The organism is Curtobacterium sp. MCBA15_009, assembly GCF_001864895.1.
Classification (GTDB): Bacteria; Actinomycetota; Actinomycetes; order Actinomycetales; family Microbacteriaceae; genus Curtobacterium.
In genome coordinates, this window is record NZ_MJGO01000037.1 from 121,729 (window position 1) to 140,950 (window position 19,222).

Consider the following 19,222-nt stretch of genomic DNA (forward strand, 5'->3'; position numbering starts at 1 on the left):
CGAACGGACTTTGGTTGTGCGAATTACGGTTGCGCTGGGGCCGCGCCGCGCCGCGCCCTACGCGGCGTCGAGCGCCAGCCGCTGCTCGACCACGGCGGCGAGCTCCTCGGCGATGCGCTGGGCGTCCTCCTGCGAGGCGGCCTCGACCATGACCCGCACGACGGGCTCGGTGCCCGACGGCCGGAGCAGCACACGGCCGCTGTCGCCGAGGGCCTCCTCCGCGGCGGCGATGGCGTCCTGCACACCCTGGTCGGCAAGCCCGTGGCGGTCGACCCCGCGCACGTTGAGCAGCACCTGCGGGAACACCGTCATGCACGACGCGAGTTCCTGCAGGGTCTTGCCCGTGCGGGCCATCTCGGCGACCAGGTGCAGCCCGGTCAGGATGCCGTCACCGGTCGTGGCGAACTCGTTGAAGATGACGTGGCCGGACTGCTCGCCACCGAGCGAGAACCCGCCCTCGTTCATCTTCTCGAGCACGTAGCGGTCGCCCACGGCGGTCTGCTCGACCGTGATGCCGTTGTCCGCCATCGCCCGGATGAGCCCGAGGTTCGACATGACCGTCGCGACGAGCGTGTCCGACGCCAGGCGTCCGCGCTCCTTGAGCGACAGCGCGAGGATCGCCATGATCTGGTCGCCGTCGATCGCGTTGCCGGCGGCGTCGACCGCCAGGCAGCGGTCCGCGTCGCCGTCGTGCGCGATGCCGACGTCCGCGCCGTGCTCGAGCACCGCGCGCGCCAGGTTGTCGATGTGGGTCGAGCCGACCCCGTCGTTGATGTTCCAGCCGTCCGGGTCGGCGCCGATCAGGGTCACGCGGGCCCCGGCGTTGACGAAGACCTCGGGCGAGACGCCCGCCGCCGCGCCGTTCGCGCAGTCGAGCACGACGTGGAGGCCGTCGAGACGGTGCGGCAGCGTGCCGAGCAGGTGGACCACGTAGCGGTCCTCGGCGTCGGCGAAGCGGCTGATCCGTCCGACGTCGGCGCCCGTGGGGGTGGGCGCGGAGTGGTCGTGCATGGCCGCCTCGATGCGGTCCTCGACCTCGTCCGGCAGTTTCTGCCCGCCGGCGGCGAAGAACTTGATCCCGTTGTCGGGAGCGGGGTTGTGGGACGCGGAGATCATCACGCCGAAATCGGCGTCGATGTCCGCGACGAGGAACGCCGCTGCGGGGGTGGGGATGACCCCGGCGTCGAGCACGTCGACGCCGGCGGAGGCGAGCCCGGCCGCGACAGCGGACCCGAGGAACTCGCCGGAGACGCGCGGGTCGCGCGCCAGGACCGCGCGCGGGCGCGGTCGACCGGACGCCCGACGGGCGTCCGCGTGGTGTCCGTGAGTGAGGACGGCCGCGCTCGCCTGGGCAAGACCCAGTGCGAGCGCGGCCGTCAGCTCGCCGTTGGCGAGACCACGAACCCCGTCGGTACCGAACAGACGCGGCATTGCGATCTCGGTGACGACTAGCGCTTCGAGAACTGCGAAGCCTTGCGGGCCTTCTTCAGACCGGCCTTCTTGCGCTCGATGACGCGGGCGTCACGGGTGAGGAAGCCGGCCTTCTTGAGGGTCGCGCGGTTGTTCTCGCGGTCGATCTCGTTCAGCGTGCGGGCGATGGCGAGGCGGAGCGCGCCGGCCTGACCCGAGGGGCCGCCACCGGTGATGCGGGCGACGACGTCGTACGAGCCGAGGAGCTCGAGCACCTTGAACGGGTCGTTGATGAGCTGCTGGTGCAGCTTGTTCGGGAAGTAGTCCTCGAGCGTGCGGCCGTTCACGACGAACGTGCCGGAGCCCGGAACGAGGCGCACGCGGGCGATGGCCTCCTTGCGGCGCCCGACGGCACCGCCGGAGACGTTGAGGATCTGACGGGGAGCGGCCTCGGCAGCGGCGGGTGCGCTCTCCGTGGTGAAGCTCTCCGGGGTCTGGTCGAGGGAGTCAGCGATCTGAGCCATGAGTTTTGTCGTGTCCTTGAAGTCGTCGTGGCCGGAACTACTGTGCGACCTGGTCGAAGATGTACGCCTTGGGCTGCTGCGCGGAGTGCGGGTGCTCCGCGCCGGCGTAGACCTTCAGCTTCTTGAGCTGCTCGCGACCGAGGGTGTTCTTCGGCAGCATGCCGCGGATCGCCTTCTCGACGGCGCGGGTGGGGTGCTTCTCGAGCATCTCCGGGTAGGAGGTCGCCGTGAGGCCGCCCGGGTAGCCCGAGTGGCGGTAGTAGACCTTCTTCGCGAGCTTCGAACCGGTCAGGGCGACCTTGTCGGCGTTCACGATGATGACGTAGTCACCCATGTCCATGTGCTGGGCGAAGGTGGCCTTGTGCTTGCCGCGCAGGAGCGCCGCGGCGTGGGTGGCGAGACGGCCGAGGACGACGTCGGTCGCGTCGATGACGATCCAGTCGTGCTGGACGTCTGCCGGCTTCGGTGAGAACGTGCGAGTCACAGGAGTGCTGCTTTCGTGTCGAGGTGAGGAGTCCGTGAATCCCACTCCGGTCGGGGTTCCCCACGGCAGAAGCCGGCGGAACGCCCGGGTGGAGGGCTCATCTGACTGTCCGCGCGCGGGGCGCACAGACCAAGGTGAGAGCCTAGCCGACGCGGGTCGCGTTGTCGAACGGTACCGCCCGTCGGCCGGGAGGCCCGTGCCGGCCCCGCCCCGCGCCTCCCGTCCGTCCCGCGGTCGCCCCCGACCCACCTGCTGAGCAGGAACGGTCGGGTCGCACACGGCGAACCCGACCGTTCCTGCTCACGAAGCACCCCCGCAGGGCGCGGGCTACTCCGCGGCCGTGCGGCGGCGACGGACGATGAGCACTCCGCCCGCGGCGAGGAGCAGCAACGCCACCACCGCACCCGCACCGAGGCCGTCCGCACCGGTGAACGCGAGCTCCCCGTCACCCGTGACCACCGTGATCGTGGTCCAGCCGATCAAGCTGCCGTCCGCTGCAGTCACCGCGAGCCGGTGCGCCCCCGACGCAGCATCTGCCGGGATAGTCACCCGCACGGTGCCGTCCGCAGCGACCACGACGGTACCGATCAGCGACGGGGTCGAGTACAGCCACACGTGCACCGTCGCACCGGCGTACTCGGTCCCGACCGTCACCGTGATCGTCTCCCCCGCACGAGCCGACGCCGGAGCGGACACACCACCACGGTTCGCCTCCGTCAACGACGACTCCGACGGCGCCACCGGCACCACCGGCGGCGTGATCCCGTCCACCGGCGGCACCGGCGTCGGGTCCACACCCGGACCAGGGGTCGGCGCCGGCGTCGGCTCCGGCGTCGGGTCCGTGCCCGGGCCGGGCGTCGGGTCCGGCGTGGGCTCCGGCGTCGGCGTCGGGTTGGTGCCCGCGGCGTCGAGGTCGAAGCCGACCAGGATCGGGTCGTGATCGCTCGCGCGGAACACGTCGTCGCGGTACAGGTCCGTCGCGTTGGAGTTGTGGCGGCTGTACTCCAGGCCGACCGACTCGGTCGAGTTGATGTTCCAGATGTCCACGCCCGTGACGGTCTCGAGCGCTGCCTCCGACGCGAAGACGTGGTCGAGCGAGCCGCTCAGGCCGGAGAACACGTACGAGTACTCGGTGCTGTCGAGCGCCGGGCCGAGGTCGGTGTAGCCGGCGTCGTCGAGGACGACCACCGGGTCCTCCTTGCTGTACGCGTTGAAGTCACCGAGCATGAACACCTTGTCGGTGCCGTACTGCTCCTGCATGTCGCTCGAGAAGGTCACGAGGGCCTCCGCCTGCCGCACACGGTCGGCGTTCGAGGCACCCTGGCCGTCGCCCTGGTCGGCGTTCTCGCCGGTGCCGGAGCCCTTCGACTTGAAGTGGTTCGCGATCACCAGGAAGTCGTCGTCCGCGGTGCCGCCGACCGGGCGGAAGGCGTCGGCGACGGGCTGGCGGGCGTTCGTGAACGCATCGTCGAGCAGGATCGTGGACTCGCCGACGGGTGCGACGCGGTCCTGCTTGTAGATCAGGGCGAGGCGGATGACGTCCTCGCTCGCGGGGACGGTCGCCGGGGACTCCGCGTAGGCCCACTCGTCCGAGCCGGCAGCCGCGTTGAGCGCCTCGACGAGCGTCGCCACGGCGGCGTCGCGGTCCTGACCGAAGCGGGCGGAGTTCTCGATCTCCTCGAGCGAGACGACGTCGGCACCGAGGCCGTTGATCGCCTTGACGATCTTCACCTGCTGGCGCAGGAAGTCCTCCTGCTCGGCGGCGCCGCGGGCGTCGCAGCCGGAGTTCACGGTCACCGGGTCACCGGCGCGGTCGGTGTAGTACGAGCACCCGGTGAGCTGGTCACCGGTGGTCGGGAAGTAGTTGAGCACGTTGAAGCCGGCGAGCTTCAGGTCGCCGCCGACGTCCTGCGGAGCCGGTTCGCGCACGTTCGAGAACGCAGCGGGCAGGGCGTCCGCCGGCGTCGCACCGGTGATCGGGGCGGTCGGCTGGAACTTCCACGCGTTGTTCCGGTAGTCGAGCACGACCGGCTTCGAGAACGTCGCGGTGGCACCCACCGTGACCGGCCCCTGCGTGAGCCAGGACACCGGGATGCCCTGGTTCGCCTTCGTGAGGAAGTTCGTGCTCGTGCCGTCGTCGAGCGTGACCTTGCGCGCCGCGTTCGACGTCGCGGCTGCGGTCGCCTCGGCGCTGCCCGGACGACCGACCTCGGTCGGCTGGACGAGGCGGCCGGCGCCGGTGGCGAGCACGACCTCGCCGTACTGGTTCGTCGTGTAGTTGTCGGCCACCGTGTAGGCGCCCTGCGGCGCGACGAGCATGCTCTCGAGCGACTCGCGCTGGGCGTCAGACGCCGGGAACGCGACCGCGGCCGGCTGCGGGGCGGCCACCGGGTCGGTGAGCTGTTCGAGTGCGGCGGCGTCCGTCACCGTGAGCTCGGTCAGGCCGAGGTACTCCGAGACGGCGCCCGTGACGCGCACGTGGTCGCCGACGGCCACGAGTCCGGCGGTCGCCGACGAGTACACGAACACGGCGTCCGACGCGGTGTGGGTCGCGAGGTCGATCGCGCCGCCGGTGCCTGGCGTCTGGATCGTGTAGCCGTTGAAGCCGCCGGTCGCGTAGACCGCGGTGACGACGCCGTCGGTGGTCACGTTCTTCCCCGCGTACGGCGAGGTGTCGGTGGTGCCCTGCAGCTGCGCGATCGTGACCGCCTCCGCCGGAGCACCGGGGTCGGTCGGCTCGGTCGGGTCCGTGGGCTCCGTCGGACCGGTCGGTGCGGTGGTCTCGCCGGCGGCGTTCCGCGGGGTCAGCGTGGTCGTCACCGAGAAGTCCGCGCCGTTGTCGTCGGTGTCGGCCGTGCCCTGGCGGACGAGACCGTTCGGTACGCCGTTGGCGCCCTCGACCGAGCGGACGGTGCCCTCGAAGGTGTTCGAGGCGCCGTACCCGAGCAGGTCGACGACACCCGGGGTCCCGGCGGTCACCGGACCGGCGGGGAGCGACAGTGCCGTGGTCTGTTCGGCGAGGACGAGCGTGCCCGTCGTGCCGGACGGGGTCAGCGACGCGGTGTCGTCCGGCGTCGGCAGGTCGGCGCCGGCCGGCGTGTTGCCGTTGCCCGCCATCGACACCAGGAAGGTGCCGTTCGCGGGGACGGTGCCCTCGAGCGTGCTCGTCGAGAAGGGTCCGGTCCCCGTCGCCGAGCGGTACTGCAGCGACCACCCGGCGAGCGACACCGGTGCGTCGGTCGGGTTGCCGATCTCGACGAACTTCTGGTTGTAGAAGGCGCCGGTGCTGCCGGCCTTCAGGTAGGCCTCGGCGATCACGAGGTCCGAGCCCTCGGGGTTCGCGGTCGCTGCGGTCACGGACACGAGCGGAGCGGCGACGAGCGTCGCAGCAGCCGTGGCGCACAGCAGAGTGCGCCCGAGGGAGTTGGGCATGGCAGCACGCTAGCGACCTGCGGAGGCCTTCAGGTTTCCGACCGGTGAACGATCACTCGCGGCGCGCCCGCGTCTGCTCCGCCCGCTCCGCGAGCGCCTCGTCCGCCGGGTACCCCACCTCGACGAGCGTCAGGCCCTTCGCCGGCGCGGTCTTGAACTCGCTCGTCCGGGTCTCGGCCACGCGGAGTTCCTCGAGTCGCTCCGCCCCGAAGCGCCCCTCGCCGACGGCGATCGTCGCCCCGACCATCGCGCGGACCATCGAGTGGCAGAAGGCGTCGGCCTGCAGGCGCGCCACGAGCACGCCGTCGGGTTCGCGGTCCCAGCGGAAGTCCTGCAGCGTCCGGATCGTGGTGGCGCCCTCGCGCGGCTTGCAGAAGGTCGCGAAGTCGTGCAGACCGAGCAGCGTCAGCGCGCCGCGCTCCATCGCCGCCGGGTCGAGCGGCGTCGGGTGCCAGAGCGTGTGCCCCCGTCGGCGCGGGTCACGCGGGGCGTCGAGGTCCGCGACGCGGTACTCGTACCGTCGCCAGACCGGGGAGAACCGGGCGTCGAAGCCAGCGGGTGCCACGGACGCACGGGTGACGACGACGTCGCCGTGCGGGCCGGCGATGCCGTTGAGCCGCTTGACCAGTCCGTCGAGCGGTGACCGGAGTGCGCCCGCCCGCCGCGGTCGCGCCAGGGCACCCCACTGCTCCGGCGAGAGGTCGAGGTGCGCGACCTGCCCGGTCGCGTGCACCCCGGCGTCGGTGCGGCCGGCGACGGTGAGCGACGGCGGCTCCCCCCACCGCGAGAACACGGTGGCGAGTGCGGACTCGAGCACCCCCTGCACGGTCCGCAGGTCCGGCTGCCGTGCCCACCCGGCGAACGGCGCCCCGTCGTAGGCGACGTCGAGTCGGAGCCGCACTGTCTCGTCCACCCGACCACCGTACCGGCGGGGCGACCACGGCCGGACGCGACCCCGGAGGCGCGGCGACCACGGGCGGACCCGACCCGGGACGCACGGCGCCCACGGCCGGACGCGAGGCCGGTGGCGGAGCGGCACCGGGCCTCCCGGCCGCTGACACCGCAGCACGCCCCGTGTCAGCGCCACGTCAGTGCCGCGTGAGCGGCCGGGCGCACCATCGTCCTCGACCACACACCCGGCGGTCCCCCGCCGGACACGATCCGCCACGAAAGGAACCCGCGATGAGCAGCACCCCGCTCGCGGTCGAGGCCACCGGCCTCGTGAAGACGTTCGGCACGAACCGTGCCGTGGACGGTGTCGACCTCCGTGTGGAGGCCGGCACGGTCTACGGCGTGCTCGGCCCGAACGGCGCCGGCAAGACCACCACCATCTCGATGCTCGCGACGCTGCTCCGGCCGGACGCCGGCCAGGCGCGGGTCTTCGGGCACGACGTCGTCCGCGAGGCGCAGACCGTCCGGTCCCTCATCGGCGTGACCGGTCAGTACGCCAGCGTCGACGAGACGCTCAGCGCGACCGAGAACCTCGTCGTGTTCTCGCGCCTGCTCGGGCTGTCCCGCGCCGAGTCGCGACGCAAGTCGACCGAGCTGCTCGAGCGCTTCGGCCTGACCGAGGCGGCCTCCCGTCCGCTGAAGGCGTTCTCGGGCGGCATGCGCCGTCGCCTCGACCTGGCGGCGAGCCTCATCGCGCAGCCGCCGCTCATCTTCCTCGACGAGCCGACGACGGGGCTCGACCCTCGCACCCGGTCGCAGATGTGGGACACGATCCGCGAGCTCGTCGCGACCGGGTCCACCGTCCTGCTCACGACGCAGTACCTCGACGAGGCCGACCAGCTCGCCGACCGCATCGCGGTGATCGACCGCGGCCGCGTCGTCGCCGAGGGCACCGGCGACGAGCTGAAGGCGTCGATCGGCACGGCCTCGCTGCAGCTCCGGCTCGCCGACGCCGACGCCGACCGGCTCGACACCGCGTCGGCGCTGGTGGCGCGCGTGCTCGGCTCCCCGGCGGTCGCGAGCCCCGAGGGCTCCCGCCTCACCGCCCCGATGGCCGACCCGGACCGGGTCACCGACCTGCTCGTGGCGTTCCGCGAGGCCGGCATCTCCCTCGCCGAGATCAGCGTGCAGAAGCCGACGCTCGACGAGGTCTTCCTCACCATCACCGGCCAGCCGGCCGCGACGGACACCGCCGACGACCAGCGCGAGCTCGAAGGGAGCAACGCATGACCACCATCACCACCACGGGGACCGCCGGCCCCCGCGTCACCCCGCGTCCCGGTGTCGGCTCGACCGGCCTCGGCGCCACCGTCCGGCAGTCGCTCACCATGGCGTACCGCGGGCTCGTCAAGGTCCGCCGGACGCCCGAGCAGCTGTTCGACGTGACCCTCATGCCGATCGTCTTCACGGTCATGTTCACGTACATTTTCGGCGGCGCGATCGCCGGCGACGTCGCGGCCTACCTGCCGATCATCATCCCGGGCATCCTCGTGCAGACGAACATCACCTCGTCGATCGTCACCGGCGTGCAGCTCCGCGAGGACATGGACAAGGGCGTCTTCGACCGCTTCAAGTCCCTGCCGATCGCCCGCATCGCCCCGCTCGCCGGCGCGCTGCTCGCCGACACCGTCCGGTACGCCATCGCCACGACGATCACCTTCACCGTCGGCTTCGTCATGGGCCTGCGTCCGGCCGGCGGCTTCGGCGCGGTGGTCCTCGCCGGCCTGCTCGTGGTCGTGGTCGCGTGGGCGATCAGCTGGATCTTCGCCTACTTCGGCGTCGTCGCGCGGACCGCGTCGAGCGTCTCCGGCATCTCGAACCTCGTGCTGTTCCCGCTGACGTTCCTGTCGAACGCCTTCGTCCCCGCCGACACCCTGCCGGACTGGCTGCGCTGGTTCACCGAGGTCAACCCGATCTCGCACCTCATCACCGCCGTCCGCGAGCTGGTGAACCACGGCACGGTCGGCGGCGACCTGTGGATCAGCCTGCTCGGCGCCGCCGCGGTCGTCGCGGTGTTCGCCCCGCTCACCGTCCGGGCGTACATGCGGAAGGCGTGACGCCCGCTCGTCAGCCCACGGGGAAGCGGAGCCCCTCGAGCAGTTCCCGGCCCCGCGCCACGGCCTCGGTCCGGTCCCACCCGGCCGAGGCCGTCTCGGCGTCCGCCACGGCCTCGGCACCGAGGGCCTCCACCAGGAGCGGCCGGACCCGCGCGTGCGCGAGGACCGCGAAGTCCTGCCGGGAGCACAGCCGGTGTGCCAGACCCCAGCACCGGGCAGCCTCCCCGAGCGTGCCGCGGCGAGCCGTCACGAGCGCCAGCCCGAGCAGCGCCGTCGCGACGACCGGCAGGTCCAGCCACCAGGGCTGCAGCCGCAGCATGACGAGTGCCGCCACCCGCAGGCGGCGTGCGGTCACCGTGTGGTCCGGCGGGTCGGCCGGGAGGCCCGGATCGCCCCCGCCTCGCGGCTCCGCCCCCGCCTCGTCCACCGTCGCGATCCGCGCGGCGCCCGCCATCACCATCCAGTTCGACGTCGCCCGCCGCTCCGGCAGCACGACCGCCCACGCCCGGTCGTACGCCGCTGCGGCGGCGACCGGGTCCCCGACAGCGCGCAGGCACTCGGCCTCGATCGCCAGCGCGAGCACCGCCACCTGTCCGCCACCGTCGCCGAAGCCGCGGGTCGGCGCCGGCTGTGCCGCGAGCTCGGCCGCTGCCGCCCTGGCGCGGTCGACGTCACCCGTCGCCGCGGCGCAGAGCCCGACGGACCAGGCGACCTCGGACAGGTCGTCGTCGGCACCGAACACCTCGAGCCGCCGCCGGGCGACGTCGGCCGCGGCGAGCGCCTCGGCGTACCGGCCGCGCTGCGCCAGGAGCTGCGTCATCGTGACCGCACCGGACCCGAGTGCCCAGGCGTCGTCGACGGTCGCCGCGAGCGCCTCGGCCCGACGGGCGTAGGAGAGCGCCCGGTCGGCGTCGCCGTCGTTCTCGGCCAGTGGCGCGCTGAGCGTGTTGCCCAGGCAGGCCACGGCGTCGTCGGGGTCGTCGCGCATCCGCTCGAGCAGGGCGGCGACCGCCTCGGGGCGTCCGGAGGTCATGAGCAGCGTGACCTCGGCGTCGAGCACCGGTGTGCCGGTCGGGCCCGCAGCGGTGGTGCGCCGCAGGGCGGAGATCGCGAGCGCCGTCGTCCGCTGGTCGCTGAATGCCGTCGACGCGCCCGCCAGCACGAGCGACAGGACGGTCGCGGTGCGGTCCCCGTCCGCCGGCGCCGTCCGACGCAGCACCGAGACGACGTCCGGACCGACCGCGACGGCCTCGCCGTGGGCGCCGCGCAGCGTCCAGTAGCCGCCGAGGCCGGCGAACAGGTGCGCGACGGCCGCCCGGTCCCCGGCGCGGAGCGCCCAACGGAGCAGCACGACGAGGTTGTCGGCCTCGCGGCCGGTCTCGTGGAACCAGCGGCGCTGCGGTGCACCCGGGGTGGTGAAGAGCGGCCGGGCAGCCGTGAAGTCGCGGCCCCACCGGATCATGGCCGAACGCACCGAGGCAGTCGCCCCGCGGTCGTCGAGCCGGGCCGCCCCGAACTCGCGGACGGTCTCGAGCAGGCGGTACCGCACGGGCTCCCCGTCGTGCTCGACGAGCTGCACGAGCGACTGCTCGACGAGCTCGGCGAGGTCGTCGAGCGCGTCGTCCCGCCGCTCGGGGACCGCGACGGCCTCGACCGCGTCCACCGACAGGCCGTCGGGGAAGAGCGCGAGTCGGGTCAGCAGCTCCTGGGCGCCGTCGTCGAGCAGCCGCCAGCTCCACTCGATGACCGCGAGCAGGGTGCGGTGCCGCTCCGGCGCCGAACGGTCACCGCCGCGGAGCAGCGCGAACCGGTCGTCGAGCCGGCGCTCGATCTCGTCGGTGCTCATGCCGCGGATGCGGGCGGCGGCGAGCTCGATGGCGAGCGGGGACCCGTCCAACCGGGTGCAGATCCGCCGGACGGCGTCGACCGGCAGGACCGCTCCCGGGCGCGCGGCCCTGGCCCGGTCGGTGAAGAGCCGCACGGCGGCACCGTCCGCCTCGACGGGCAGCGGTGCGAGGGGCGCCACGACCTCGCCGGCGATCGCGAGCGGCGCCCGCGAGGTCGTGAGGATCCGCAGCTCGGGGACGGTCGCGAGCAGGTCGGCCGCGAACGCGGCGACCCCGGCGAGCAGGTGCTCGCAGTTGTCGAGCACGAGGACGGTCGGCCCGTCGGCGAGGGCCCGCTCGACCCGGGTCCGCAGGTCCGCGGCGACGGGCTCCCGCAGCGACCGGGTCGTGCGGAACTCGGCGATCCCGAGGAGCGCCCCGAGGGCGGGCACGACGTCCTCGGCGGCGACGAGCGGGGCGAGCTCGAGCACCACGACGCCGCACGTCGACGGCAGCTCCGCGGCGACTGCCTGCGCGAGGCGGGTCTTGCCGAGCCCACCCGGCCCGAGGACGGTGACCAGCCGCGCCGAGGACAGCAGGTGCGTGACGGCGGCGAGGTCGGCCTCCCGGCCGATCAACGCGTTCGGCGCGGCACGCAGGCCGATCCGGCGGACGCTGCCGGACGCCGGGGCGGACCGGCGGAGCAGGTCGGCGTTCAGCCGGACGAGGTCGGCGGACGGGTCGGCGCCGAGTTCGTCGCCCAGGCGGTCCCGGTGCGCCGCGAACGCGGCGACGGCCTCGGCGGTGCGGCCGGCCGCTGCCAGCGCGCGCATGCTCCCGGCGACCGCCACCTCGTCGAAGGGGTTGGCCTGCGCCTCGGCCGCCCAGAGGTCCGCGGCCTCGTCCGCCCGTCCGTCCTCGACGAGGGCGGTTGCGAGCGCGCGTCGGAGCCCGCGCCGGGCGGCTGCGGCGCGGTCGGCCAGTGCGTCGCCGAGCTCGCCCTCGACGTCGGCTCCCGGCTCGCCGCGCCAGAGGTCGAGTGCGTGCCCCACCGCCTCGACGTCGGCACGCCGGGCCACCGCACGTTCGGCGCGGACCAGGTCGACGTCGTCCGGGCCGCACGCGAGCGCGTAGCCGGTGCTCGTCGACACGACGAGTCCGTCGGCCGTGGTGCGCCGGAGACGCGAGACGAGCGTCTGCAGGGACGCCCTGGCACCCTTCGGCCGGGTGTCCGGCCAGAGCTCGGCGATGAGCCCCTCGGTGCTCATGGTGTGCCCGTCAGCCAGGACCAGCGCCGTCGTGAACGACCGGGCGAGCGCACCGGGGACGGTGGTCGGCTCGCCGTCGGCACCGGTCAGCTGGACCGGTCCGAGGACGGCGACGCGGGGGTGCTCGCTCACGCTGCGAGTCTACGGAGGCGTCAGTCCCCGGAGTGTCCGGAGTGCCCCGAGCGCCCGGAGCCGGACGGGCCGGTGCGGAGCTCGAGGTCGTGGGTGGCGCGACGCTCCGACTCGACGATCCCGCGCAGCGCGACCAGGGCCGAGGACGTGACCGCCACCTGCGACGGGTCCTCGCGTGACGCGTCGAGCGCCTGCTCGAGGCCCTCGATCGCGCGGTCGCCCTCCTCCGGCGGACACTCGCCACGGATGGTGCAGGCGACCTGGCGGAGCGCCCGGGCGAGCGGCTCGGTGAACGCCGGGTCCGGGCGGCCGACGTTGGCCGACACCGGGCCGGACCGGGCCACGAGCTCGGTGAGGTCGGTCGTGTACCAGGCGACCCGCTCGAGCGCGCGGAACCGTGCACCGTCGCGCTGCAGACGGGCGCGGGAGCCGCGGAGCGCGCCGCGCGGGTTGATGCGACGGCTCTCGTGCGCGATGGACACCCGGGCACGCACGTCGGCGATGGCGCGGTCGAGGCGGTCCTGCTGGCGGTCCCAGGCGTCCTCGTCGCGGTCGCCGCCGTCGACGACGTGCGCGAGGCCCTCGAGGTGTTCCGCGAGCACGTCGTTGACCTCGTCGATGCGGTGCTCGGCGTCCCAGAAGTGCAGCGGCGGGAAGACGGTGAAGTTGACGGCGAGACCGATGACGACGCCGATCGCCATCTGCACGAGGTAGCCGAGCGAGTAGCCCTCGGCGTGCGCACCACCGACGAGCAGCACGAACAGCGCCGCCGTCGACACCCAGGTGCTGCCCTCGCCGAGCACCCGGAACCCGCCGACGAGCACGCCGATGCCGACGGCCAGTGCGACGGCGATGATGCCGGGGTCGCCGATCCACATCGTGAACCCGGCGACGACGATGCCGAGCGCGATCCCGATGAGCGTCTGGACGCCGCTGCGGAGTCCGGCGAACACCGTCGTCTGCATCGCGACCACCGCACCGAGCGGGGCGTAGTACGGGTACTCCGACGCCACCCCCGGCACCTGCAGGGCGACGAACCAGGCGAGCGCCGCCGCCCCGGCCGCCTTCGCGGCGTGCAGCAGACGCGGCTGGGTCCCCGAGGTCCGGCTCCACCACCAGACCCGACGGCCCACACCGGCCACGTGCTCGAACTGCATCGGACTCTCTCCCTGTCGGGCGGAAACGTTACGGGCGCCCCACTGTGAAGGCGTCGAGCAACGACGAAGCCCCCGCGACCGGGGTCGCGGGGGCTTCGTCGTGGTGCGGGGCGCTACTTGGCGTCGTCGGCCTTCGCGGCGTCGTCCGACTTCGCGGCGGCGTCCGCCTCGACCTCGGCGGCAGCGTCGGTCTCGGTCTCGGTCTCGACCGGCGCGGACTCCTCGGTGGTCTCGGTCTCGTCGACCGGGGCCTCCTCGGTGGTCTCGGTCTCCTCGACCGGCGCGGCGGCGGCCGGGGCCGCGTTGCGCTTGACCGGGGCGGGCGAGCTCGTCAGCGGCTCGAGCACGAGCTCGATCGACGCGAGCGGCGCGTTGTCACCCTTGCGGAAGCCGAGCTTCGTGATGCGGGTGTAGCCGCCCTGACGGTCCTCGACCTGCGGGGCGATCTCGGTGAACAGCGTGTGCACGACGGACTTGTCGCGCAGGATGCTGATCACGCGACGACGCGCGTGCAGGTCGCCACGCTTCGCGAACGTGATGAGACGCTCGGCGACAGGACGCAGGCGCTTGGCCTTCGTCTCGGTGGTCGTGATGCGACCGTGCGTGAAGAGGGCGTTGGCGAGGTTGCTCAGGAGCAGGCGCTCGTGGGCGGGACCGCCACCGAGGCGGGGGCCCTTGGTGGGCTTCGGCATGTCAGTTCTCCAGTGGTGATGGTGGTGCGCGCTGCGTCAGCGGCACGCGTGCGCGTCAGCGCGAGGTCAGTTGTTGGACTCGTCCTCGTCGTACCCGCTGTAGAAGTGGGCGCCGTCGAATCCGGGGACGGTGTCCTTGAGGGACAGGCCGAGCTCGGTGAGCTTGTCCTTGACCTCGTCCACCGACTTCTGACCGAAGTTGCGGATGTTCATGAGCTGCGTCTCCGACAGGGCGACGAGCTCGGACACCGTGTTGATGCCCTCCCGCTTCAGGCAGTTGTAGCTGCGGACCGACAGGTCGAGGTCCTCGATCGGGGTCTGCAGCTCGTTCGAGAGCACCGCGTCGACCGGCGCGGGGCCGATCTCGATGCCCTCGGCCGCCGTGTTGAGCTCGCGGGCGAGCCCGAACAGCTCGACCAGCGTGCGACCGGCCGACGCGATGGCGTCGCGCGGCGTGATCGCCGGCTTCGACTCGACGTCGACGACCAGGCGGTCGAAGTCCGTGCGCTCACCGGCACGCGTCGCCTCGACGCGGTAGGTGACCTTGAGGACGGGCGAGTAGATCGAGTCGATCGGGATCTGCCCGGCCTCGGAGAACTCGGAACGGTTCTGCGTGGCCGAGACGTAGCCGCGGCCGCGCTCGATCGTGAGCTCGAGCTCGAAGCGCGCCGTGTCGTTCAGGGTCGCGATGACGAGTTCCGGGTTGTGGATCTCGACGCCGGCCGGTGCGGAGATGTCCGCAGCGGTGACCTGACCCGCACCCTGCTTGCGCAGGTACGCGGTGATCGGCTCGTCGTGCTCGCTGGAGACGACCAGGCTCTTGATGTTGAGGATGATCTCGGTGACGTCTTCCTTGACACCGGGAACGGTGCTGAACTCGTGGAGGACGCCGTCGATGCGGATGCTGGTGACAGCCGCGCCGGGGATCGAGGAGAGGAGCGTGCGGCGCAGCGAGTTGCCGAGGGTGTAACCGAAGCCCGGCTCGAGCGGCTCGATGACGAAGCGCGAGCGGTGCTCGGAGATCGACTCCTCGGTCAGGGTGGGGCGCTGTGCAATGAGCACTGTGGGATTCCTTTCGGCGAAGTGTCCGCTATATGACACTTGGCGGTACGACGGGGCCGCGTGGGCCCCGACGGGTCTGTTGAGTTGTGATCACGCGCACCGATGTGCGCGATCGAACGACCAGGAATGGCCGCGGGCCCTGCCCGACCCCGTCGGAGTGGATCCGATCAGGGGACGAGCAGGGCGCGGCCGGTTGCTCCTCGCGTCAGACGCGACGGCGCTTGGGCGGGCGGCACCCGTTGTGCGCCTGCGGCGTGACGTCGTTGATCGAGCCGACCTCGAGGCCTGCGGCCTGGAGCGAACGGATCGCGGTCTCGCGGCCCGAACCCGGACCCTTCACGAAGACGTCGACCTTCTTGACGCCGTGCTCCTGCGCCTGACGCGCAGCGGACTCGGCGGCGAGCTGCGCCGCGAACGGCGTCGACTTGCGCGAACCCTTGAAGCCGACGGCACCCGAGGACGCCCAGCTGAGGACGGCACCCGACGGGTCGGTGATGCTGACGATCGTGTTGTTGAACGTGCTCTTGATGTGGGCCTGGCCCACGGCGACGTTCTTCTTCTCCTTGCGGCGCGGCTTGCGCGCGGCAGTCTTGGGGGTAGCCATGATGATCTCCTATCGGGCCTTCTTCTTGCCTGCCACGGTGCGCTTCGGTCCCTTGCGGGTACGCGCGTTGGTCTTGGTGCGCTGACCGCGCACCGGGAGACCACGACGGTGGCGGAGACCCTCGTAGCTACCGATCTCGACCTTGCGGCGGATGTCGGCTGCGACCTCACGGCGGAGGTCACCCTCCACCTTGAAGTTGCCCTCGATGAAGTCACGGAGGGCGACGAGCTGGTCGTCGGTCAGGTCCTTGACGCGGATGTCACCGGAGATACCGGTCTCGGCGAGTGCCTGGACCGCGCGGGTACGGCCGACGCCGTAGATGTACGTGAGTGCGATCTCCACGCGCTTCTCGCGCGGGATGTCGACGCCTGCTAGACGTGCCATGTGATGGCTGCTCCTGTTGTCAGTAGAGGTGTGGCGCAGTACCGGTGCCCGGGCCTCCGCCCCGAGGTGTCCCCCGGCCGTCGTGCGACCGGGTTCTGGTACTGCGTTGTCGATCTTGAGTTGTGGGTCGTGCTCGAGCAGCCTGCCGTCCGTCGGACGGCGCCGCGTCGGTCACGCGTCGGGGACTAGCCCTGGCGCTGCTTGTGACGCGGGTTGCTCTTGCAGATCACCATGACGCGGCCCTTGCGGCGGATCACTCGGCAGTGTTCGCAGATGGGCTTGACGCTGGGGTTGACCTTCATCGTTGTTTCCTCGTGCTCGCTGGCTTCGTGCGCGGCAGGGTTGCCGTGCCGTTCCTTTCCAGCTCGCGGATCACTTGTAGCGGTAGACGATCCGGCCGCGGGTCAGGTCGTACGGGCTCAGCTCCACGATCACGCGGTCCTCGGGGAGGATGCGGATGTAGTGCTGGCGCATCTTCCCGGAGATGTGCGCGAGGACCTTGTGTCCGTTCGTCAGCTCAACGCGGAACATCGCGTTGGGCAGAGCTTCGAGCACCGAGCCTTCGATCTCGATGACGCCGTCTTTCTTGGCCATAGCCTCACTGTCGCTTGGTTGTGGAACAGGTGTGATCCCCGAACCGGTCTGCGGGTCGGTCGCCACACCCGAGAGGGCATGACACACCAAAGATCGATCTTATGTGGTAAACCCGCAATTGCCAAGTGGGCGACGACGGACGGCCCCTCTGCTGGGGCTTCCGGTCGACCGCCTGAGTGTTCCACAGTGGTTTGTCGGCGCACTCCGGGGCGCCCGTGGGTGCGCGGACCGTACCGTGACCAGCAAGCCCGTCCGGCCGTCCACCTCGGCGCCGGACCACCGAACGGAGACCACGTGCCCGCCGTCACCCGACGCCCCTTCGCCCGACACGGCAAGCAGGCCCGCCGTCGTGCGTGGACGTCCGCGGTCACCGTCGTCGCCGCGGCCGCCGCCGTGCTCCTCGTGAGCGGGACCAGCCTCGCGGCGATCGCCGGCGCCCAGCTCAAGGCGGCGCCGCAGACCGTGCAGCTGAGCACCGACGACCAGAGCACCGCGAAGACCGCCGACATCACCGCGATCAAGGGCGGCGCGAACATCCTGCTCATCGGCAGCGACACCCGCGTCGGGCAGTTCGACTCCGACGAGCACGTCGAGGGCGCACGCAACGACGTCACGATGCTCGTCCACCTGTCGCAGGACCACCAGCAGCTCACCGCCGTCAGCTTCCCGCGCGACCTCATGGTCCCGATCCCGGCCTGCACGAACCCCGCGACCGGCACCACGTACCCGGCGGCCTCCTCGGCCATGTTCAACACCGCCCTCGGCAACGGCGGCGTCTCCTGCGTCGTGGACACCGTCGAGAACCTGACCGGCCTGAGCATCCCGTACGCCGGCCTCATCACCTTCGACGGCGTCATCGAGATGTCGAACGCCCTCGGCGGCGTGGACGTCTGCGTCGCCCAGCCCATCGACGACACCTTCACCGGGCTCCACCTCACCGCGGGGTCCCACAAGCTCGAGGGCACCGACGCGCTCGCCTTCCTCCGCACCCGGCACGGCGTCGGCGACGGCAGCGACCTCGCCCGGATCAGCTCGCAGCAGGTGTTCCTGTCGGCCCTGCTCCGCAAGGTCACCGCGGACGGCACCCTGTCGAACCCGCTGACGCTCTACAAGCTCGCGGGCGCCGCCCTGTCGAACATGACCCTGTCCGACGGCCTCGCCCGCACCCGCACCATCGTCGGTGTCGCCACCGCCCTGCGCGGCATGAGCACGGCGAACATGCTGTTCGTGCAGTACCCCGTCGCTGACGACCCGACGAACCCGGCGCGCGTCGTCGTCGACGAGCAGACCGCCCACACGCTCAACGTCGCGCTGCAGAACGACGTCCGCACCTCGCTCGGCGACTCGACGACCGGCCGCGCCTCGCAGGAGTCGCCGTCCTCCGGCGGGACCGCGTCTGGCACCCCGTCGTCGGACCCCTCGGCCGGTACGTCGACGGGCGGCTCCTCCTCGGCCGGCACCCCGTCCGGCACCTCGAGCACCCCGGCGACGCCCTCCACCCCGAAGCGCACCGCGACCGCGACGCCGCTGCCCTCGTCCATCACCGGGCAGAGCGCCTCCGAGCGGACCTGCTCCGTCGGCAACTGACCGGCGCCGCGCGCCCTGCTGGCTGTTCCGCGCGTGGGCGGTCGTTCCGCGCGTGGGCGGTCGTTCCGCGCGTGGGAGGTCGTTCCGCGCGTAGGAGGCCGTTCCTTCCGGCCTCCGACGCGCGGATCCGCTTCCGATTGCGCGCCCGATGGGTGAGAACGCACCCACGGACGGACAGGAGGCCCGGTGCCAGCCGGCACCGGGCCTCCTGTCCGAAGGGGGTCGCTACGGGATCGGGACGGGCGTGACCCCGAGCGGGGCGAGACCCGCTGCGCCGCCGTCAGCGGCCGTCGTCACCCAGATGCCACCGGCGTGCACGGCGACGCTGTGCTCCCAGTGCGCCGCGTCCGAGCCGTCCGCCGTGCGGACGGTCCAGTCGTCGTCGTCCGTCGTGCTGTCGATCGAGCCGGCGGTGACCATCGGCTCGATGGCGACCACGAGACCGGGCTTGACCGCCGGCCCCGCACCGCGGACGCTGTGGTTGTAGACGGGAGGGTCCTCGTGCATCGAGCGACCGATGCCGTGCCCGGTGTAGTCCTCGACGATCCCCCACGTGCCGGACGCGTCGATCGTCTCCTCGATGACGGTGCCGACCTCGTGCAGGGTGCGCGCGTGCGCGAGCGCCGCGATGCCGTGCCAGAGCGCACGCTCGGTCGTGTCGGCCAGCCGCTGCCGCGCCGCGGTCAGCTCGGCGTCGCCGCCGGGCACCACGACGGTGAAGGCGCTGTCGCCGTTCCAGCCGTCCACCTCGGCGCCGGCGTCGACGGAGACGATGTCCCCCACGGCCAGGACCCGGTCGCCGGGGATCCCGTGCACGACCTCGTCGTTGACGGAGACGCACAGGGTGTGCCGGTAGCCGGGGACGAGCTGGAAGTTCGGCACCCCGCCGCCGTCGCGGATCGTCCGCTCGGCGACGGCGTCGAGTTCACCCGTCGTCACGCCGGGCCGGATCGCTGCGCGCACGGCGTCGAGCGCCTCTGCCGTCAGCAGCCCGGGGCGCACCATGGCACGGAGCTCGTCGGGCGTCTTGTAGATCGACGGCTTGCGGAAGCGCACCA

At 72.3% G+C, this 19,222-nt stretch carries 17 protein-coding genes; 3 read left to right on the plus strand and 14 right to left on the minus strand.

The window, feature by feature from the left end; translation table 11 throughout:
• Nucleotides 1–57: 57 nt before the first annotated feature.
• From glmM to BIU97_RS08845, 5 genes are all read right to left on the minus strand, one after another.
• On the minus strand, nt 58–1,431 hold the full coding sequence (gene glmM, locus BIU97_RS08825) for a phosphoglucosamine mutase (RefSeq protein WP_071259902.1): 1,374 nt from the start codon (nt 1,429–1,431) through the stop codon (nt 58–60).
• Between the two features lie 17 nt (nt 1,432–1,448).
• Entirely contained in the window at nt 1,449–1,934 is a 486-nt protein-coding gene (gene rpsI / locus BIU97_RS08830) for a 30S ribosomal protein S9 (RefSeq protein ID WP_027466716.1), read from the minus strand.
• Between the two features lie 37 nt (nt 1,935–1,971).
• Complete coding sequence (rplM, locus tag BIU97_RS08835; protein ID WP_071259898.1) at nt 1,972–2,418, minus strand: 50S ribosomal protein L13; 447 nt, start codon at nt 2,416–2,418, stop codon at nt 1,972–1,974.
• A 327-nt stretch (nt 2,419–2,745) separates the two neighbouring features.
• Nucleotides 2,746–5,850 carry an ExeM/NucH family extracellular endonuclease gene (locus BIU97_RS08840; protein ID WP_071297483.1) on the minus strand — a complete coding sequence of 1,035 codons (3,105 nt, stop codon included), beginning with the start codon at nt 5,848–5,850 and terminating at the stop codon, nt 2,746–2,748.
• Between the two features lie 52 nt (nt 5,851–5,902).
• A complete protein-coding gene (locus BIU97_RS08845) occupies nt 5,903–6,763 on the minus strand; it encodes a tRNA pseudouridine synthase A (RefSeq protein ID WP_254782952.1) in 861 nt (286 codons plus the stop codon).
• A 269-nt stretch (nt 6,764–7,032) separates the two neighbouring features.
• On the opposite strand from BIU97_RS08845, the gene BIU97_RS08850 reads away from it, so the two are divergent.
• A complete protein-coding gene (locus tag BIU97_RS08850) occupies nt 7,033–8,031 on the plus strand; it encodes an ATP-binding cassette domain-containing protein (protein WP_071259888.1) in 999 nt (332 codons plus the stop codon).
• On the plus strand, nt 8,028–8,858 hold the full coding sequence (locus tag BIU97_RS08855; protein ID WP_071259884.1) for an ABC transporter permease: 831 nt from the start codon (nt 8,028–8,030) through the stop codon (nt 8,856–8,858). Before BIU97_RS08850 ends, BIU97_RS08855 begins: the two co-directional genes overlap by 4 nt.
• 10 nt (nt 8,859–8,868) lie before the next feature.
• On the opposite strand, the gene BIU97_RS08860 is transcribed toward BIU97_RS08855, so the two are convergent.
• The 8 genes from BIU97_RS08860 to infA all read right to left on the minus strand — a co-directional run bounded on the left by BIU97_RS08860 (nt 8,869) and on the right by infA (nt 16,577).
• The gene (locus tag BIU97_RS08860) at nt 8,869–12,084 is read right to left on the minus strand and encodes an ATP-binding protein (protein WP_071297485.1); all 3,216 of its coding nucleotides are present in this window, start codon (nt 12,082–12,084) and stop codon (nt 8,869–8,871) included.
• A gap of 20 nt (nt 12,085–12,104) precedes the next feature.
• The gene (locus BIU97_RS08865; RefSeq protein WP_071259855.1) at nt 12,105–13,241 is read right to left on the minus strand and encodes an FUSC family protein; all 1,137 of its coding nucleotides are present in this window, start codon (nt 13,239–13,241) and stop codon (nt 12,105–12,107) included.
• A gap of 113 nt (nt 13,242–13,354) precedes the next feature.
• On the minus strand, nt 13,355–13,933 hold the full coding sequence (rplQ, locus tag BIU97_RS08870) for a 50S ribosomal protein L17 (protein WP_071259851.1): 579 nt from the start codon (nt 13,931–13,933) through the stop codon (nt 13,355–13,357).
• A 66-nt stretch (nt 13,934–13,999) separates the two neighbouring features.
• Nucleotides 14,000–14,995 (minus strand): DNA-directed RNA polymerase subunit alpha, encoded by a 996-nt coding sequence (locus BIU97_RS08875; RefSeq protein WP_071259847.1) that lies wholly within the window; start codon nt 14,993–14,995, stop codon nt 14,000–14,002.
• A 205-nt stretch (nt 14,996–15,200) separates the two neighbouring features.
• Nucleotides 15,201–15,599 (minus strand): 30S ribosomal protein S11, encoded by a 399-nt coding sequence (gene rpsK / locus BIU97_RS08880; protein ID WP_017885507.1) that lies wholly within the window; start codon nt 15,597–15,599, stop codon nt 15,201–15,203.
• Between the two features lie 9 nt (nt 15,600–15,608).
• On the minus strand, nt 15,609–15,983 hold the full coding sequence (rpsM, locus tag BIU97_RS08885) for a 30S ribosomal protein S13 (RefSeq protein WP_058728274.1): 375 nt from the start codon (nt 15,981–15,983) through the stop codon (nt 15,609–15,611).
• Nucleotides 15,984–16,168: 185 nt separating this feature from the next.
• Nucleotides 16,169–16,285, minus strand: coding sequence for a 50S ribosomal protein L36 (rpmJ, locus tag BIU97_RS17290; protein WP_022903266.1), 117 nt, complete (start codon nt 16,283–16,285; stop codon nt 16,169–16,171).
• 70 nt (nt 16,286–16,355) lie between these two features.
• Entirely contained in the window at nt 16,356–16,577 is a 222-nt protein-coding gene (gene infA, locus BIU97_RS08890) for a translation initiation factor IF-1 (protein WP_017885509.1), read from the minus strand.
• A 294-nt stretch (nt 16,578–16,871) separates the two neighbouring features.
• On the opposite strand from infA, the gene BIU97_RS08895 reads away from it, so the two are divergent.
• The gene (locus tag BIU97_RS08895) at nt 16,872–18,164 is read left to right on the plus strand and encodes an LCP family protein (RefSeq protein WP_071297486.1); all 1,293 of its coding nucleotides are present in this window, start codon (nt 16,872–16,874) and stop codon (nt 18,162–18,164) included.
• Nucleotides 18,165–18,389: 225 nt separating this feature from the next.
• Here the strand turns inward: BIU97_RS08895 and map are convergent, their stop codons facing one another.
• Nucleotides 18,390–19,220, minus strand: a complete 831-nt coding sequence (gene map / locus BIU97_RS08900; protein WP_083404779.1) for a type I methionyl aminopeptidase — start codon at nt 19,218–19,220, stop codon at nt 18,390–18,392.
• Between the last annotated feature and the right edge of the window lie 2 nt (nt 19,221–19,222).

Bases quoted from the DNA above. Each gene is read 5' to 3' on its own strand.
- glmM (WP_071259902.1), bottom strand. From the start codon at position 1,431: ATGCCGCGTCTGTTCGGTACCGACGGGGTTCGTGGTCTCGCCAACGGC.
- rpsI (WP_027466716.1), bottom strand. From the start codon at position 1,934: ATGGCTCAGATCGCTGACTCCCTCGACCAGACCCCGGAGAGCTTCACC.
- BIU97_RS08840 (WP_071297483.1), bottom strand. From the start codon at position 5,850: ATGCCCAACTCCCTCGGGCGCACTCTGCTGTGCGCCACGGCTGCTGCG.
- BIU97_RS08850 (WP_071259888.1), top strand. From the start codon at position 7,033: ATGAGCAGCACCCCGCTCGCGGTCGAGGCCACCGGCCTCGTGAAGACG.
- BIU97_RS08855 (WP_071259884.1), top strand. From the start codon at position 8,028: ATGACCACCATCACCACCACGGGGACCGCCGGCCCCCGCGTCACCCCG.
- BIU97_RS08865 (WP_071259855.1), bottom strand. From the start codon at position 13,241: ATGCAGTTCGAGCACGTGGCCGGTGTGGGCCGTCGGGTCTGGTGGTGG.
- rplQ (WP_071259851.1), bottom strand. From the start codon at position 13,933: ATGCCGAAGCCCACCAAGGGCCCCCGCCTCGGTGGCGGTCCCGCCCAC.
- rpsK (WP_017885507.1), bottom strand. From the start codon at position 15,599: ATGGCTACCCCCAAGACTGCCGCGCGCAAGCCGCGCCGCAAGGAGAAG.
- rpsM (WP_058728274.1), bottom strand. From the start codon at position 15,983: ATGGCACGTCTAGCAGGCGTCGACATCCCGCGCGAGAAGCGCGTGGAG.
- rpmJ (WP_022903266.1), bottom strand. From the start codon at position 16,285: ATGAAGGTCAACCCCAGCGTCAAGCCCATCTGCGAACACTGCCGAGTG.
- infA (WP_017885509.1), bottom strand. From the start codon at position 16,577: ATGGCCAAGAAAGACGGCGTCATCGAGATCGAAGGCTCGGTGCTCGAA.